The organism is Demequina sp. (genome assembly GCF_016278765.1).
GTDB lineage: Bacteria > Actinomycetota > Actinomycetes > Actinomycetales > Demequinaceae > Demequina.
Genome location: NZ_JADQBE010000076.1, coordinates 1 through 14,209, shown reverse-complemented (window position 1 = coordinate 14,209; position 14,209 = coordinate 1). Strand labels below are relative to the sequence as shown.

Sequence of the window (14,209 nt, the reverse complement as noted above, 5' to 3'; positions counted from 1 at the left end):
GTCCCCGCCATCGATCCGCAGCGTCGGCATCCTGGGCGCGGGACGCGTGGGCAAGGCGCTGGCTGGGCTGGCGCGCGATGCGGGACTGCGCGTCACCGTCGCCGGCTCCACCGACGCCGCAGGCATTGCCGATGCCACCCGTGCCGACCTCGTCATCCTGGCCATACCGCTGGGCAAGTACCGGACGCTGCCCGCCGATGCCCTGGCTGGCCGCCTGGTGATCGACGCCATGAACTACTGGTGGGAGTTGGACGGCCGCATCGAGGAGTTCGAGGACGCCCGCACGTCCAGTTCCGAGGTGGTCGCCGCGTCACTCCCCGGAGCCCGCGTGGTCAAGACCTTCAACCACGCGAGCGTGTGGGAACTGGAGAATCTGGCGGCGCCGCACGGCGACCTCGAGCGTCGTGCGTTGGCCGTGGCGGGGGACGATGCAGACGACGTTGCCGCGGTGAGCACCCTGGTGGACGCGATGGGCTTTGACCCGGTGCCCGCGGGCCCCCTCAAAGAGGGCGTGCGCTTCGAGCCGCACACCGAGCCCTTTGGTGCCGACGCCGGAGCCACCGAGCTGAAGGAAATGCTCGACGACTTCTGGGAGTCCCAGCGCGGCAGAGTCGTGGCTCGGGCCCGCACCTAGGCGGGAATGCCACCGCTTCCGGCCTCGTTGGCATAGAATGTAGGCACGGTCTCGAATTGGCAGCGTCGCAATCGCTACAGCCATGACGAGGCCTTTTTTGATCCCAACGTGGGGCGCCGGCAGCCCGGACACCACGTCAGGCTCCCGGGCCCCAAGCCTCAACCCCAAGGAGAGCCCATGTTCGACAAGTTACGGTCCTCGTTCTTGCGTAAGAACGACACCAACGCCTATGCCTACCTGCCTGACAAGATCCAGAACGAGATCAAGTCGGCCAACGAGGCCACCACCGTCTACGACATCCCGTAGCGCCGTGGCTGCGGTAGCCCACAAGCCCCGTTGACGCCAAGGCGTCGGCGGGGTTTTGTCCATCTGCTTCCCTGAAGCCGGGACAATGACACGGATGACTCACTCCACCCCACCCCTGATAGATCGCCTGCCCGACACCGCTGCTGGCGCCAGTCCCGATGCGGACGCCCTCTACGAGGCGTTCTCCGGCTGGGCGGCGGATCAGGGCTTGGCGCTGTACCCACACCAGGACGAGGCGCTCATCGAGATCGTCTCCGGCGCGCACGTGATCCTCGCGACGCCCACCGGCTCCGGCAAGTCGCTGGTGGCCACGGGTGCGCACTTCGCGGCCCTCGCGGCGCATCGTGCGGGCACCGGCGGCCGCACCTATTACACGGCGCCGCTCAAGGCGCTCGTGAGCGAGAAGTTCTTCGCGCTCATCGACCTCTTCGGCACGGCCACTGTGGGCATGATGACCGGCGACTCGGCGGTGAATCCCGACGCGCCGATCATCTGCTGCACCGCCGAGATCCTGGCGAACCTTGCCCTACGAGACGGCGCCGCCACCGACGCCTCGCTGGTGGTGATGGACGAGTTCCACTTCTATGCAGACCCACAGCGGGGGTGGGCGTGGCAGGTGCCGCTGCTGGAGCTACCGAACGCACAGTTTGTGCTGATGTCGGCCACGCTGGGCGATACCGCGTGGCTGGTCGAGGACCTCCAGCGTCGCGGCAACCGCGCGATCGCCCAGGTCACCACGACCGAGCGTCCCGTGCCGCTCACCTTTGACTACGTCGTCGAGCCGCTGCCCGACGTGATCGAGCGGTTGGTCCAGACTGGCCACGCCCCCGTGTACGTCGTGCACTTCACCCAGAAGGACGCCGTGGAGAGAGCGCAAGCGCTGCTCAGCACCAAGGTGGCGTCCAAGGAGGAGCGGGTGCGCATCGCCGATGCTTTGGGGGACACCCGCTTTGGCACCGGCTTCGGCAAGACCCTCAGCAAGTTCCTGCGGGCTGGCATCGGCGTCCATCACGCCGGCATGCTGCCCAAGTACCGCCGCGTGGTCGAGCGCCTCACGCAGCAGGGGCTGCTGAAGGTGGTGTGCGGCACGGACACGCTGGGCGTGGGCATCAACGTCCCGATCCGCACCGTGCTGTTCACGTCGCTGGTGAAGTACGACGGCGAGCGCATGCGCCACCTGTCCGCGCGCGAGTTCCACCAGATCGCGGGCCGGGCCGGGCGCGCTGGCTTTGACACCGAGGGCGACGTGATCGTGATGGCGCCCGAGCACGTCATCGAGAACCGCAAGGCGCTCGCCAAGGCCGGCGATGACCCGAAGAAGCGTAAGAAGATCGTGCGTAAGAGCGCGCCAGCAGGCTACGTGAACTGGACCGATGCGACGTTCGAGCGCCTGCGGGACGCACCCCCCGAGGCGCTCGTCAGCCGCTTTGCGGTGACCCACGCCATGGTGCTGAATATTCTGGCGCGCGGCGTGGCCAACCCGTGGTCGGACCGCGAGCCTCAGGACCCGGTGCTCGCGATGCGAGACCTGCTGGCGGCGGTGCACGACACTCCCGCTCAACGGTCGGCGCATGTGCGCCAGGCGCTCAGAATCGCCCGCTCGCTGCGCATTGCCGGCGTGGTAGAGCGCATCCGGGTGCCCGACGCCGCGCATCCCCGCGGCGAGCGGCCGTCGCTGCGCCTCACCGTCGACGTGCCGCGCGGGTTCGCGCTCAACCAGCCGCTGTCCCCCTTCGCGCTGGCCGCGATGGACCTGCTGAACGTCGAGGCGCCCGACCATGCGCTCGACGTGGTCTCGGTGATCGAGTCGACCCTGTCCGACCCGCGCCAGATCCTCATCGCGCAGCAGTATCAGGCACGTGGCGAGGCGGTGGCCGCGATGAAGGCCGACGGGATCGAGTACGAGCAGCGCATGGACCTGCTGGACGAGATCACCTGGCCGCGGCCGCTCGCGGATCTCCTGGAGCCTGCGTTCATCACGTATCGGCGCACCAACCCGTGGGTCCTGGACGCCGAGCTGTCCCCCAAGTCCGTGGTGCGCGACATGCTCGAGAAGGCCATGTCGTTCGGCGACCTCATCTCGGTCTATGGCCTGGAGCGCACCGAGGGCGTGGTGTTGCGGTATCTGGCCGAGGCGTACCGCGCGCTGCGGCAGACGGTCCCGGAGGAGCACCGCACGGACGAGGTGGCGGCGATCACCACCTGGCTGGGAGAGCTGGTGCGCGCGACGGACTCGTCGCTGCTGGATGAGTGGGAGCGCCTCATGAATCCCGATGCGGTGGTGGGCGACGATGTCGATCCGGACGCGGCCATCGCTACGCCCGGCCCGGCCCGCCCCATGTCGGGCAACCCGCGCATGCTGCGACGCCTGGTCCGCAACCTGCTGTTCCGCCGCGTGGAACTGGCCGCGCGCGAAAACTACCCGGCCCTGGGCGAGCTCGATGCGTCAGCGGGCTGGGACGGCGTGGCGTGGCGCGAGGCCCTCGATCCGTTGTTCGCGGCGCAGGGCGACCACGCCATCGGCATCGGCCCGAATGCGCGCTCGGCCGCGCTCGTGACCTTTGTGGAACCGGGCGGCGACCACGACGGTGGCGGTGCGCGTGCTGCGCTTGCGGCGACGCCGGACGGCGCGCTGCCCCAGGGCACGTGGCTGGTGCGCCAGGTGCTTGACGACCCCGCGGGCGATCACGACTGGGCGATCGTCGCCGCCGTGGACCTCGACGCCTCCGACGAGGCGGGCGCCCCGGTGATCCAGGTGCTGCACGTCGGGCCGCAATAGCGAGCCGGGCCCGGAGGTGCTCTCGGCCGACGGTCCTGCCTCCGCACGCCTTCACATCGCCTAGCGGGACTTTCCTAGTTAGCTTGGGCCGGTCTTGTAAACGTGCAGGTCAGGGCCTTGTTGATGGTGGGATCGGTGTATGACCTAAGTGTGGGGGGCCCACTTCGTGAGGTTGAAGATCTCGCTGAGCTGGTCTTGGGTTTCGGTGGTTTCGGTGAGGATCCGGCGGGCCTTGGGGCGGCCGCCGGTCGAGGGGTAGATCAGGACTGTTTCCTCGATGCCGACGAGTTGGTCGAGCGGGTCACGGACCGAGAGGTGCAATCCGGCTTGTTCGGCTTGCCGGCGCATGAGGTGGGCGATCTGTAGGGCGAGGACGCAGGTGAAGGTGTGGACTCGGATGTTGTGTTCGGTCCAGTGGTGCATGGGGGAGAAGGAGACGACGTGGGGGTCTTTGAGCTGGCGGAAGCTGAACTCGACTTCGGACTGGGAGCGGTAGGCCGCGACCACCTCGGCGACCGGCCATTGTTCCCGGTTGGTGATCAGGGTCCGTTTGCCGAAGACCTCGGCTTCCAAGGCGTCGCGGGCTTTTTCGTCGACGGCCACGGTGAGCCGATGCTCGGCCGGGGTGGCGCCGGTGAGCTCACAATGCAGGACCCGGCGCAGCCATGGGTCGGCGGTGATCGCGGCGATCTGGTCGTTGACCTTGGACGCGGGTCGGCGGGTCTTGCCGCGGGCCAGGGTGTCGGCGAGTTCGTTGAGTGCTTTGAGGGCTTTGGCCAGGGTTTGGTCGAACCCGACCTGCTGGGCGGTGTGCAGGGTCGGTGAGTGGGTCAGGATCACCCGCCGGTTGGTGCCGTAGACGGTCCGGCGGGTCTCGAGCGCGCTCAGTGCCCCGAACCGGTTCGCGTCAACGCTCCGGCGGTTGGTGGCGGGTAGGGTCAGCAGGTCAGCGACCTGTGAGGGTGGGATGGAGCCGACGAACGCCAGCCCGGTATCGCTCAGGTGTTCGAAGTTCGCCACCGAGTTCTGTCCGGCGTCGAAGACCACCGTCATCTGGTCCGGAGTCGAGGTATCGCCTTGGGCTGCCAGGGCGCTATGGCGGGTCCGCAGGAGGTCGATCATGGTGGCGAACTGGGTGACGTCGGGGCGGTTGCCGGGGTAGGCGTGGGCGACCAACGGGACACCGCCGTCGCGGGTGACGACCAGGCCGAGCCCGACCAGACGCAGATCGGCGCGTTTCTGTTTGGCCTTGCCGCGTTGGGCGATCGGCGCCTTGGCGTTGCCGGTGTCGATGTAGGTGGCGAAGTTGGTCATGTCCAACGCCAACGCGGACAGGTCGAGGTTGAAGGTCTCGATCATGGCCACGGCGAGCCGGTGCTCGACCTCGGCGAGCTGCTCCAAGGTGATCGCGTGCATCGCATCCCAGAACCGGCGATGGTCCAGTACCACCGCGGGAATCCGGGTGAACCGGTCCGCCGCGGTGGTTTTCCACCAGTGCTCGAACTGTAGTTTCGAGGTCGGCGCGACCACCCGGTTGAGCGCGGCCAACGCCAGGTAGGCGCCCACCGATGCCCCCGCGTCGGCGCGCCGGCCCCCGACCACCGAGTCGATCACCCCGGCCACGTCCAGACGCTCCAACATCCCCCACACCGCAGCGACATCCCCGAAGCCCAGATGCCGGGTCCGCGCCGGAAGCACCGCACCCTCCCGAGCATCCAGCAAAGCCTCAATGTCGGCGCCCGAACCCAGATAGCGCTCCGAGTGGACCTTAGGGTAACCGTGTGGCGGCTCAGGCGTTGGACGACCGCCGCGCCATCGGGGGCGGCGCTACCCGGCGTCTCCGACCGAGATGGCCGCCGCCTCCTCGAGGGAAGTCTCGCTAACGCCGTCGACGCGCGAGAGCACGTCGCGCGAGGAGTGGACGATCCACGCCGAACCCAGCACTGCGATCGCCGCGACCGTATAGGCGAGCCAGGGCCCGACGACATCGGCGAGGATGGCGGCCAACGGCGGGGCGATCGCCCCGCCCAGGAAGCGCACGGAGGAATAGGCCGACGAGGCGACGGACCGGGGAGCGTCGGAAACCTCCATGACGGACTCGGTCAGCACCGTATTGAGCACTCCCAGCAGCGCGCCCCCCGAGACCACACACACGACGAGCGCGGCAGGCACCGAGGTGACAACTGCCGCGGTGCCCAGCACCACCGCAAGCGACGCGAATACGACGGTCAGCACCCGGGTCCGGGGATAGCGGCGCGTGAGTCGCGGGGCAACCCAAACCGAGGTGACCGCCACTGCTGCGCCCCAGCCGAAGAACGTCAACCCGAGGCCGATCGCGCCAAAGCCGAGCGGAAACGGCGTGTACGCGAGCAGCGTGAAGAAGCCGATGTTGTAGAGCAGTGCCGTGGCGGCCAGCCGTTGCAGGCCCACATGTTTGAGCGCGGTGAATGGTGCCGAGAACTTGGCGGGCGTACGTGGCACCGCGTCCGCGCGCATCATCACGGCGATGAGCGTCAAGGCGACGACCATGAGCACCGCGGTGCCGAAAAACGGGGCGCGCCAACTGATCGAGCCGAGCAGGCCTCCAAGGAGCGGACCGACCGCGATGCCGACGCCCAGCGCAGCCTCGTACAGCACGATGGCAGCCTCGGCGCCGCCGCTCGCCGCGCCCACGATTGTCGCGAGGGCTGTCGAGATGAAGAGTGCATTGCCAAGGCCCCAACCGGCGCGGAACCCAATGACCTGGTTGACGGTACCGCTCGATCCCGCGAGCGCCGCGAAGACCACTACGAGCGAGAGCCCCGCCAGCAGCGTGGTGCGCGCGCCCACCTTTCCTGAGACCCACGACGACACGAACATCGCGAGCGCAGTCACTAGGAGGTAGCTGGTAAACAGAAGTTCCGCCTGGGTGGGGGAGGCGTTCAACTTTTCGGAGATCGCGGGCAGGATTGGGTCGACCAGGCCGATGCCCATGAAGGCGACCACGGCCGCGAAGGCGACCGCCCATACGGCCTTGGGCTGCTTGAACAGCGAGGGGGAGGAGGTGCTCATGGGGTTCCTTTGATTCGTGCGTGTCTTGGGGGGACGGGGGCGAAGGGCGCGGTGGGGTTTAGCGAGTCTCTGCCAGGGAGCCGAGGATTGCCGCTGCTGCGGCGATGTGCTCCCAGTCGGCGTCCGACAGCCCCGCGGTCAGGGGAGATAGTGCATCGGCGACGGCACTGCGCCACTGACTCGCCGACGCCCGACCGGCTTCGGTGATGGCGATGACGCTCGCGCGGGCGTCGAAAGTATCGGCCTTTCGCTCGACGAGGCCCGCCTCGAGCAGCGCACGCAGTGCCTGCGTGACCCCAGGTTGGCTCATGCGCAACTGCGCGGCGATCTCGCCGACGCGGTGCTCGCCCGAGTGGTTGAGTAAGGCGAGGATCTGGCGGGCCGACGCGGGGGTGTTGTCGCCGGTGGCGAGCGCCGCGTCCCTGGTGAGGCGGTGCATGGCTTGAACGAGGGTCTCGAGCGCCTCAGCGCGATCCTTTTGCATAAGCCAAATATATAACAGATGGATGGAACTGGTCGCACCGATCGCAAATTGGCCGGCGGCGATGGCCGTGTATTCGGTACGCCATACGATCGTGCACAACCGGCTGACGCGACCCGACGATGGAGAAACAGGTCTTCGCGCTGCGCCACGACCGCAAGCTCTCGCAGGAGGGCCTCGCCCGCGCCGCACGGGTGTGCCGTCAGGCCATCTTCACACCACGGGGGTGACCGACGGCGCGCGCGAACCCGTCGGCGTCCCGCTTACGCCCTGCGGCGCGTGATCGACGCGAAGAGCGCGAGGGCGACGCCCACCAAGAGGAGGATGAGCCGCACCGAGAAGTTGATCGAGTCGGAGCGGAACATGTCCACCAGTTGAATGAGGGCGATGGTCGCCGCGACCATGGCCGCGTATCCAATTGCAACGCCATTCGACATCAGCGAAAACACGATGATCGCGATGGCCGCGATAAACAGGATGAGCGGCACCGTCTCTTTGATGGCCGCGCCCGAGAATGTGATGGTGTTGCCGGTGAGGAACACCGCGACGGCGATGCAAATGCCGCCGATGACGCCTAGCCTGGTAACCGTGAACGCACCCATTGATTGCACCCAAACGTCCGCGTGGGCCGAGCTTGAGGCCCACAAGTCCGCCTTTGCACCTGACCTGCATGGCTGGTTTGCTGCCGACCCCGGCCGCGTGGAGCGCATGAGCCTGGCCGTCGCAGACCTGCATGTCGACCTGTCCAAGAACCTGGTCACCGACGAGATCCTCGACAGCCTCATGACGCTCGCCGAGCAGACCGGCGTGGCCGAGCGCTACGCCGCCATGATCGCCGGCGAGCACATCAACACCACCGAGGATCGCGCCGTGTTGCACACCGCGCTGCGCCGCCCCGCAGGTGCCTCCCCCGCGCTCGTGGTGGACGGCCAGGACGTCGACGCAGAGGTGCAGGAGGTGCTGCACCGGATCACCGAATTTGCACAGCGCGTGCGCTCCGGGGACTTCAAGGGCGTCACCGGTAAGAAGGTGACGCACCTGGTCAACATCGGCATCGGCGGCTCGGACCTGGGCCCCGTGATGGTCTACGAGGCCCTCGAGCCGTATGCGGACGCGGGCATCTCTGCGCGCTTTGTGTCCAACATCGACCCCACCGACATGGGCCAAAAACTCAAGGGGCTCGACCCCGAGACCACCCTGTTCATCGTCGCCTCTAAGACGTTCACCACGCTCGAGACCCTCACCAACGCCCGCCTGGCGCGCGACTGGCTGTGGGATTCGCTGGCGGAGTCGGGCGCGATTTCTGGTGACGACGCCTCCAAGGCCGACGCCGTGGCGCACCACTTCATCGCGGTCTCCACCGCACTCGACAAGGTCGAGGCGTTCGGCATCGACACCAGGAACGCCTTCGGGTTCTGGGACTGGGTGGGCGGCCGCTACTCGGTGGACTCCGCCATCGGCACCTCGCTGGCCATCGCGCTGGGCCCGGACGCGTTCAAGGGACTGCTCGCGGGCTTCCACGCGGTGGACGAGCACGTGCGCACCACGCCGCTGAACAAGAACGTGCCCGTCCTCATGGGGCTGCTCAACGTCTGGTACGTCAACTTCTTGGGCTCGCAGGCGCACGCCGTGCTGCCGTACGCGCAGCAGCTGCACCGCTTCCCTGCGTACTTGCAGCAGCTCACCATGGAGTCCAACGGCAAGTCGGTGCGCTGGGACGGCACGCCCGTCACGTGCGACACCGGCGAGATCTTCTGGGGCGAGCCAGGCACCAACGGCCAGCACGCGTTCTACCAGCTCATTCACCAGGGTACGCGCCTGATCCCCGCCGACTTCATCGCCGTGGCGAACCCCGCCTACCCGCTCAAGGACGGCGACCAGGACGTGCACAACCTCTTTCTGGCCAACTACTTGGCCCAGACCAAGGCGCTGGCGTTCGGCAAGACCGCCGAGGAGGTCAGGGCCGAGGGCACCACGGGCCCGCTCGTGGCCGCACGCACGTTCGCCGGCAACAAGCCGACGACGTCGATCTTCGCGCCCGCGTTGACCCCGTCCGTGGTGGGTCAGCTCATCGCGCTGTACGAGCACATCACGTTCGTGCAGGGCGTCATCTGGGGCGTCAACAGCTTCGACCAGTGGGGCGTGGAGCTCGGCAAGCAGCTCGCGCTCCAGATCGCTCCGGCCGTCGAGGGCGACGACGCCGCATTGGCCGCTCAGGACGCCTCGACCCAGGCGCTCATCGCGTACTACAAGGCGCACCGCACGTAGCTCTCGCGTCAACGGCGAAGGGGCTCGGCGCTCACAGGCGACTCGCCTCGCGTGGTGCGCCGCGAACCCACCCACCTACAGTGGTGAGCAGCATCCACCACCAAGGAGAACCATGCTCGACAACTGGTTGGAGTTCGGGATCGCCATCGGGTTTGGCGTCGGAGCCGCTGTGCTTGTGGCGTTGGTCGTGCACCTGGCCCTGCGCATCGCGTCGCGTCGCCTCGCCTGGCCGCAGGTCCTCGTGACGGAGGCGCGTCGCCCCTTCTGGACGCTGCTGATCCTTTTGGGCGTGTGGGCGGGCGCCAACACTTCTCTCGACGCATATGACTGGTGGCCGACGGTCGCACAAGCGTTCACCATTGTGGCCATCGCGACCCTCGCGTGGCTGCTGTTGGGGCTCGTCGAGTTTGTGACGGACCTGGCCCTTGGGTACAACCCGCTCGACGGGCCCGACAATATTCTCGCGCGTCGCCTCAGGACGCAGACACTCATCATTCGCCGCCTGGCGGCCGTCCTCATCGTGGTGCTCGCCTTCGGGGCTGCGCTGTTTACCTTCGACGCCGTGCGCGCCCTCGGGGCGAGCATCCTGGCGTCGGCTGGCATCATCTCGCTGGTCGCGGGCTTCGCGGCGCAATCGGCGCTCGCCAACATGTTCGCGGGCATCCAGCTGGTCTTCAGCAACGCGCTGCGCATGGACGACGTGATTGTGGCCGAGGGCGAGTGGGGCCGGGTCGAGGAGATCACCCTGAGCTATGTGGTGCTCCAGCTGTGGGATGACCGCCGATTGGTCCTGCCCTCCACCTACTTCACCAGCACGCCGTACCAGAACTGGACGCGGGACGGTTCCGAACTACTGGGTGCGGTGGAGCTCGACCTCGACTGGCGGGTGTCCCTTCAACGGATGCGCGAGCATCTCAAGGAGGTCCTGGCAGAGACGTCACTGTACGACGGGCGCACCTCCGTGCTTCAAGTCACCGACGCGACCAAGGGCCACGTTCACGTGCGCATCCTGGCCACCGCGAAGGACGCACCCACCCTGTGGGACCTGCGCTGCTACCTGCGCGAGGCGATGGTGCTGTGGGTCCAGAACGAGATGCCCGACGCGGCACCCGCCCAGCGCATCCTGATGGCCGATCCTTCCGCCGCCGCCGAGCGACCCAAGCCGCGAGGCAAGCGAACCCCTCCCCCAGAGCACGCCAGCGACGAGGGTCTGTTCACCGGCAGCATCCAGGCCGTCGAGCGGGCGAGTCTGTTCATGCACGGTGGCGGGCCGCGGGACGTTTCTGGGGACGACGATGGCGTAGCCGACACCTTGGACTTGGACTCACCGATCCGCGACTGACCGCGGCCTCTTCGCCAACACCGCCCCAATGTTTGACGTCGCGTCTCCCCATGACGCGAGGTCCCTGTCGGGCATGCCTGCAAGCCTCATGCAATCCGAGTGGGCCTCGTGTGCCGTGCGCCGGATCCCCTGGCCTGACAGGGGGAACCCGTCTCGAGCGGCCTGCGCCTTGCCGCCGGGGAACGCCTTGTCGAGGACTCCGCGCCAGAGTTGAGTCTCGTAGTCGCACCGGACCCGGCTGGGCCCCACGCCCACGTGGTCGCCCTTGTCCAACAACGCCCTCCAGAAAGCGAACATGCATTGCGCGACGATGCGGTCGGGGCCCCGATCGGGCGCGGTGCGACTCCATGCGTCTGCGAGGGCGCGGCACGATCGGTCATCGAGCCTGATCGACTGGCTCTCGAACCACCGCTCACCCCACCTAGAAACCAATCGGGAATTCATTGCGTTGCGCAACGCCACCTCAAGGATTGCAAGATCCGCCATGAAGGCCACCGACAATTCTGGGTCCCAGAGATAAAGTTCACGCGCGTGATCGGGATCATGGCCTGCCGCGGCAAGGTAAGTGCCCATGCGCGCTGGCGCGACCGACTTGTCCAAGGCCGCCCTCTGCGCCGCTGTGAGTTTCACCGACAACTCCCCCCACGGTGCGTAAACTCGTCTATGAAGTCCCCGGCATAGGCCTCTGTCGACCTGGAGTCGGTATGCAGCCGGGGTTTTCTTTTTCCATCGATAGTTGGGCTGGCGTGTGCGACCGTGCGGGCCGCCTGGGGATGGGTTGGTCCGTCGGGTCGGTGCGCTGGCTGCGGTGATCAAGGTGCTCGACAACAAGATCGCGCACTACGGGGCGGACTTAGGTGGGGTTGCCAGACTGGGTCAACCCGCTAGCTCTCAACGTCCTGGGGAACTACATCTCAGCGCGGTACCAGCAGCGAACGGCGTCAGGCCGGGAGAATCGGGCGGTTCTCGTAGAACGTCTGCAGCACCACCGTGGTGCGGGTGTTGACCGAGGCGGCGGAGCGGATGTCGCGGACGAGCGCCTCGAGATGCCGCGGGGATGCGACGCGCACGAGCAGTATGTAGGCAGCGTCGCCCGCGATCGAGTGGCACGCCTCGATCTCGGCGAGGTGCTCGAGGAGCTCGGGGGCGGTGTCGGGCTGTGCTGGGTCGAGCGGGGTGATCTCGACGAAGGCCGCGAGCGGCTTGCCTACCGCCTCGGCGTCGACCAGCGCGCGGTATCCCGTGATGACGCCGCGAGCCTCGAGCCGCCGCAGTCGCGCCTGCACGGCCGACACGGACAGCCCGACGGCCGCAGACAGGTCGGCGAGCGTCGCACGAGCGTCCTGCACCACCGCCCGCACGATCCCCACGTCGATGTCGTCGTCGAGGCGGGCAGGAGTCTCGTTGACCATGGCCCGACACTATCAGCGGAGACAATCGGCGACGGGAAGACTTCCGGCGAAACAGGTGACTTGCCGGAATTTCTCCCGTAGTCTCGCGGTACGGGATCAACCCAGCATCACCCCTGTGCAGGGACCGGAGGTCCAGATGTCTATTCACGCCCACTCGACCCAGACCATCGTCGGCGAACCCGAGGTCGTCGAGGACGCGCGCCTGGCCGAGACCAGCGACGCCTGGCTGCGCCTCAAGGCGGCGGCCACCGCGATCCAGCGCCTCCAGGTGCGGGACGGTTCGATCCCCGCTGCGACGGACGCGGCGTCGGGCGACGCTCACGGTGAGGCCCGTGCCCTGTCGGCAGAGATCATCGCCGGAATCCGCGCGCTCGCACCTGCCTTCCCCCATGACGCCGAGTACCTCGCCGCATCCGTCCGTGACTTTGAGAAGTGGACGGACCAAGGTTTTGGCATCCCTGACTTCCTCGATTCGCTCGCGGCGTTCCAGCCGCAGCAGCACCGGGTGGACGGAACCCGTCACCTGGTGGTGTTCCCGATGTACACCCAGAATGGCTCGCGCGACCGCCACGTCGAGGCGCTGCTCGTGGAGGCGATCTGGCCCGAGTTCATCGCGCAGCTCGAGGCGGGCGACTACGGCAACCAGCTGTTCGTGTCGTTGCGCTTCCTCGACTTCACCCCTGGCTACGACACCCACTCGGCCGTGCTGTTCCCAGAAACCATCGCGATGCGCGAGATCCCGACGTTCACGTGGGGCGCGATCTTCCAGGACCGTGAGGCCGCACGGTACCGACGTGTGGTTCGCGCGGCCGCCGAGATCACGAACCTCGACCTACCCGCGGATGCCGCGCGGATGCTCGAGGACCAGCAGCTGACCGAGAAGACGTTCGTGATGTGGGACCTGATTCACGACCGCACCCACATGCGCGGCGACCTGCCGTTCGACCCCTTCATGATCAAACAGCGGATGCCGTACTTCCTATATTCGCTCGAGGAACTGCGCTGCGACCTCACGGCATTCCGCGAGAGTGTCGCGATCGAGAAGCGCCTCAGCTCCCGGATCGACGCTGGCGAGGTTCTCGGAGACGCAGAGGCTGAGACGCTCGAGTACGCGCGGCTCGTGCAGTACGCGATCATCTTCGACCGCATCTTCCGATTCCCGATCACGGGCTCGCGTGTGCGCAATTACGACGGGCTCGGCGGCCGCCTGTTGTTTGCCTGGCTGCACCAGCGGGGCGTGCTGCACTGGACCGACACCGCTCTGGCGCTTGATTGGGAGGACGTTCCCGGGGCGGTCATCGCCCTGAGCGACGCCATCAACGAGCTGTATTGGCGCTCGATAGACCGGCCCAAGACCGCGCATTGGCTCGCGGCGTACGAGCTCGTGCGCTCGACGCTCACGCCACACCCCGCCTCGCTGTGGGCGCGGGGGCTGCCCGACGAGATCCTCGCCGGATTGCCTCAGGGCTACACGGATGCGGTGCTGGACGACGAGTTCCCGCTGTCGATGTTCTTCGAGGCGCTCGACAAGAAGATGAAGTCGGTCATCGAATCGACCGCCGGAATCACCGGCCGCGATTCCTAACCGTCACGCAGACACGACGTGGGAGGCTGGAACCATGAGTGTCGCAGGCAGGCTCGTGGTGATCGCGGGCGCCACCAGTGTCTCCGGGATCGCGGCGGCGCACGAGCTCACGAGCGCCGGCGCCCGCGTCATCGCCGTGGGCCACGATTCCGACAAGCTCAATGAACTGCTGCGAAGCGATGCAGGCGCGGTCGGGAGCGGCGGGTTTGAAGACGGCGCCGTGGGAAGCGTCCGCGCCGAGGTGTGCGACCTCACGGATGAATCCGCTGTCGCAAGGCTCGCGCAGCGGGTCCACGACACCGACGGCACTGTGGACGGGCTATTGCACCTCGTCGGCGGGTGGCGGGGTGG

Annotated in this window: 13 protein-coding genes; 7 read left to right on the top strand and 6 right to left on the bottom strand. The window is 67.4% G+C overall.

The features are described from left to right. The 3 genes from QZZ29_RS11295 to QZZ29_RS11285 all read left to right on the top strand — a co-directional run. On the top strand, window positions 1-634 hold a 634-nt coding region (locus tag QZZ29_RS11295; protein ID WP_366479521.1), incomplete at its 5' end, for an NAD(P)-binding domain-containing protein. A gap of 177 nt (window positions 635-811) precedes the next feature. After that, window positions 812-940, top strand: coding sequence for a hypothetical protein (locus QZZ29_RS11290; RefSeq protein WP_291383356.1), 129 nt, complete (start codon window positions 812-814; stop codon window positions 938-940). A gap of 94 nt (window positions 941-1,034) precedes the next feature. Continuing rightward, the gene (locus QZZ29_RS11285) at window positions 1,035-3,719 is read left to right on the top strand and encodes a DEAD/DEAH box helicase (RefSeq protein ID WP_291383354.1); all 2,685 of its coding nucleotides are present in this window, start codon (window positions 1,035-1,037) and stop codon (window positions 3,717-3,719) included. Between the two features lie 144 nt (window positions 3,720-3,863). Here the strand turns inward: QZZ29_RS11285 and QZZ29_RS11280 are convergent, their stop codons facing one another. The 4 genes from QZZ29_RS11280 to QZZ29_RS11265 all read right to left on the bottom strand — a co-directional run bounded on the left by QZZ29_RS11280 (window position 3,864) and on the right by QZZ29_RS11265 (window position 7,853). Beyond that, window positions 3,864-5,342 carry an IS1634 family transposase gene (locus QZZ29_RS11280; protein ID WP_291383352.1) on the bottom strand — a complete coding sequence of 493 codons (1,479 nt, stop codon included), beginning with the start codon at window positions 5,340-5,342 and terminating at the stop codon, window positions 3,864-3,866. A 204-nt stretch (window positions 5,343-5,546) separates the two neighbouring features. Continuing rightward, window positions 5,547-6,770, bottom strand: a complete 1,224-nt coding sequence (locus tag QZZ29_RS11275; RefSeq protein ID WP_291383350.1) for an MFS transporter — start codon at window positions 6,768-6,770, stop codon at window positions 5,547-5,549. A gap of 58 nt (window positions 6,771-6,828) precedes the next feature. After that, window positions 6,829-7,254 (bottom strand): MarR family winged helix-turn-helix transcriptional regulator, encoded by a 426-nt coding sequence (locus QZZ29_RS11270; RefSeq protein ID WP_291383348.1) that lies wholly within the window; start codon window positions 7,252-7,254, stop codon window positions 6,829-6,831. Window positions 7,255-7,514: 260 nt separating this feature from the next. Continuing rightward, entirely contained in the window at window positions 7,515-7,853 is a 339-nt protein-coding gene (locus QZZ29_RS11265) for a hypothetical protein (protein WP_291383346.1), read from the bottom strand. On the opposite strand from QZZ29_RS11265, the gene pgi reads away from it, so the two are divergent. Continuing rightward, window positions 7,819-9,519, top strand: a complete 1,701-nt coding sequence (gene pgi / locus QZZ29_RS11260) for a glucose-6-phosphate isomerase (protein ID WP_291383344.1) — start codon at window positions 7,819-7,821, stop codon at window positions 9,517-9,519. The two genes, QZZ29_RS11265 and pgi, sit on opposite strands and share 35 nt — an antisense overlap. A 112-nt stretch (window positions 9,520-9,631) precedes the next feature. Continuing rightward, the gene (locus QZZ29_RS11255; protein ID WP_291383342.1) at window positions 9,632-10,861 is read left to right on the top strand and encodes a mechanosensitive ion channel family protein; all 1,230 of its coding nucleotides are present in this window, start codon (window positions 9,632-9,634) and stop codon (window positions 10,859-10,861) included. Here the strand turns inward: QZZ29_RS11255 and QZZ29_RS11250 are convergent. Continuing rightward, window positions 10,844-11,491 (bottom strand): hypothetical protein, encoded by a 648-nt coding sequence (locus tag QZZ29_RS11250; protein WP_291383340.1) that lies wholly within the window; start codon window positions 11,489-11,491, stop codon window positions 10,844-10,846. The genes QZZ29_RS11255 and QZZ29_RS11250 overlap by 18 nt on opposite strands. A 311-nt stretch (window positions 11,492-11,802) precedes the next feature. Beyond that, window positions 11,803-12,273: an Lrp/AsnC family transcriptional regulator gene (locus QZZ29_RS11245; RefSeq protein WP_291383339.1), complete on the bottom strand. Its 471-nt coding sequence runs from the start codon at window positions 12,271-12,273 to the stop codon at window positions 11,803-11,805. A gap of 136 nt (window positions 12,274-12,409) precedes the next feature. Between QZZ29_RS11245 and QZZ29_RS11240 the strand changes: the two genes are divergently transcribed. Beyond that, window positions 12,410-13,858 carry a DUF6421 family protein gene (locus tag QZZ29_RS11240; RefSeq protein ID WP_291383337.1) on the top strand — a complete coding sequence of 483 codons (1,449 nt, stop codon included), beginning with the start codon at window positions 12,410-12,412 and terminating at the stop codon, window positions 13,856-13,858. A gap of 34 nt (window positions 13,859-13,892) precedes the next feature. After that, a partial coding sequence (locus tag QZZ29_RS11235) for an SDR family NAD(P)-dependent oxidoreductase (protein ID WP_291383335.1) occupies window positions 13,893-14,209 on the top strand: 317 nt, incomplete at its 3' end.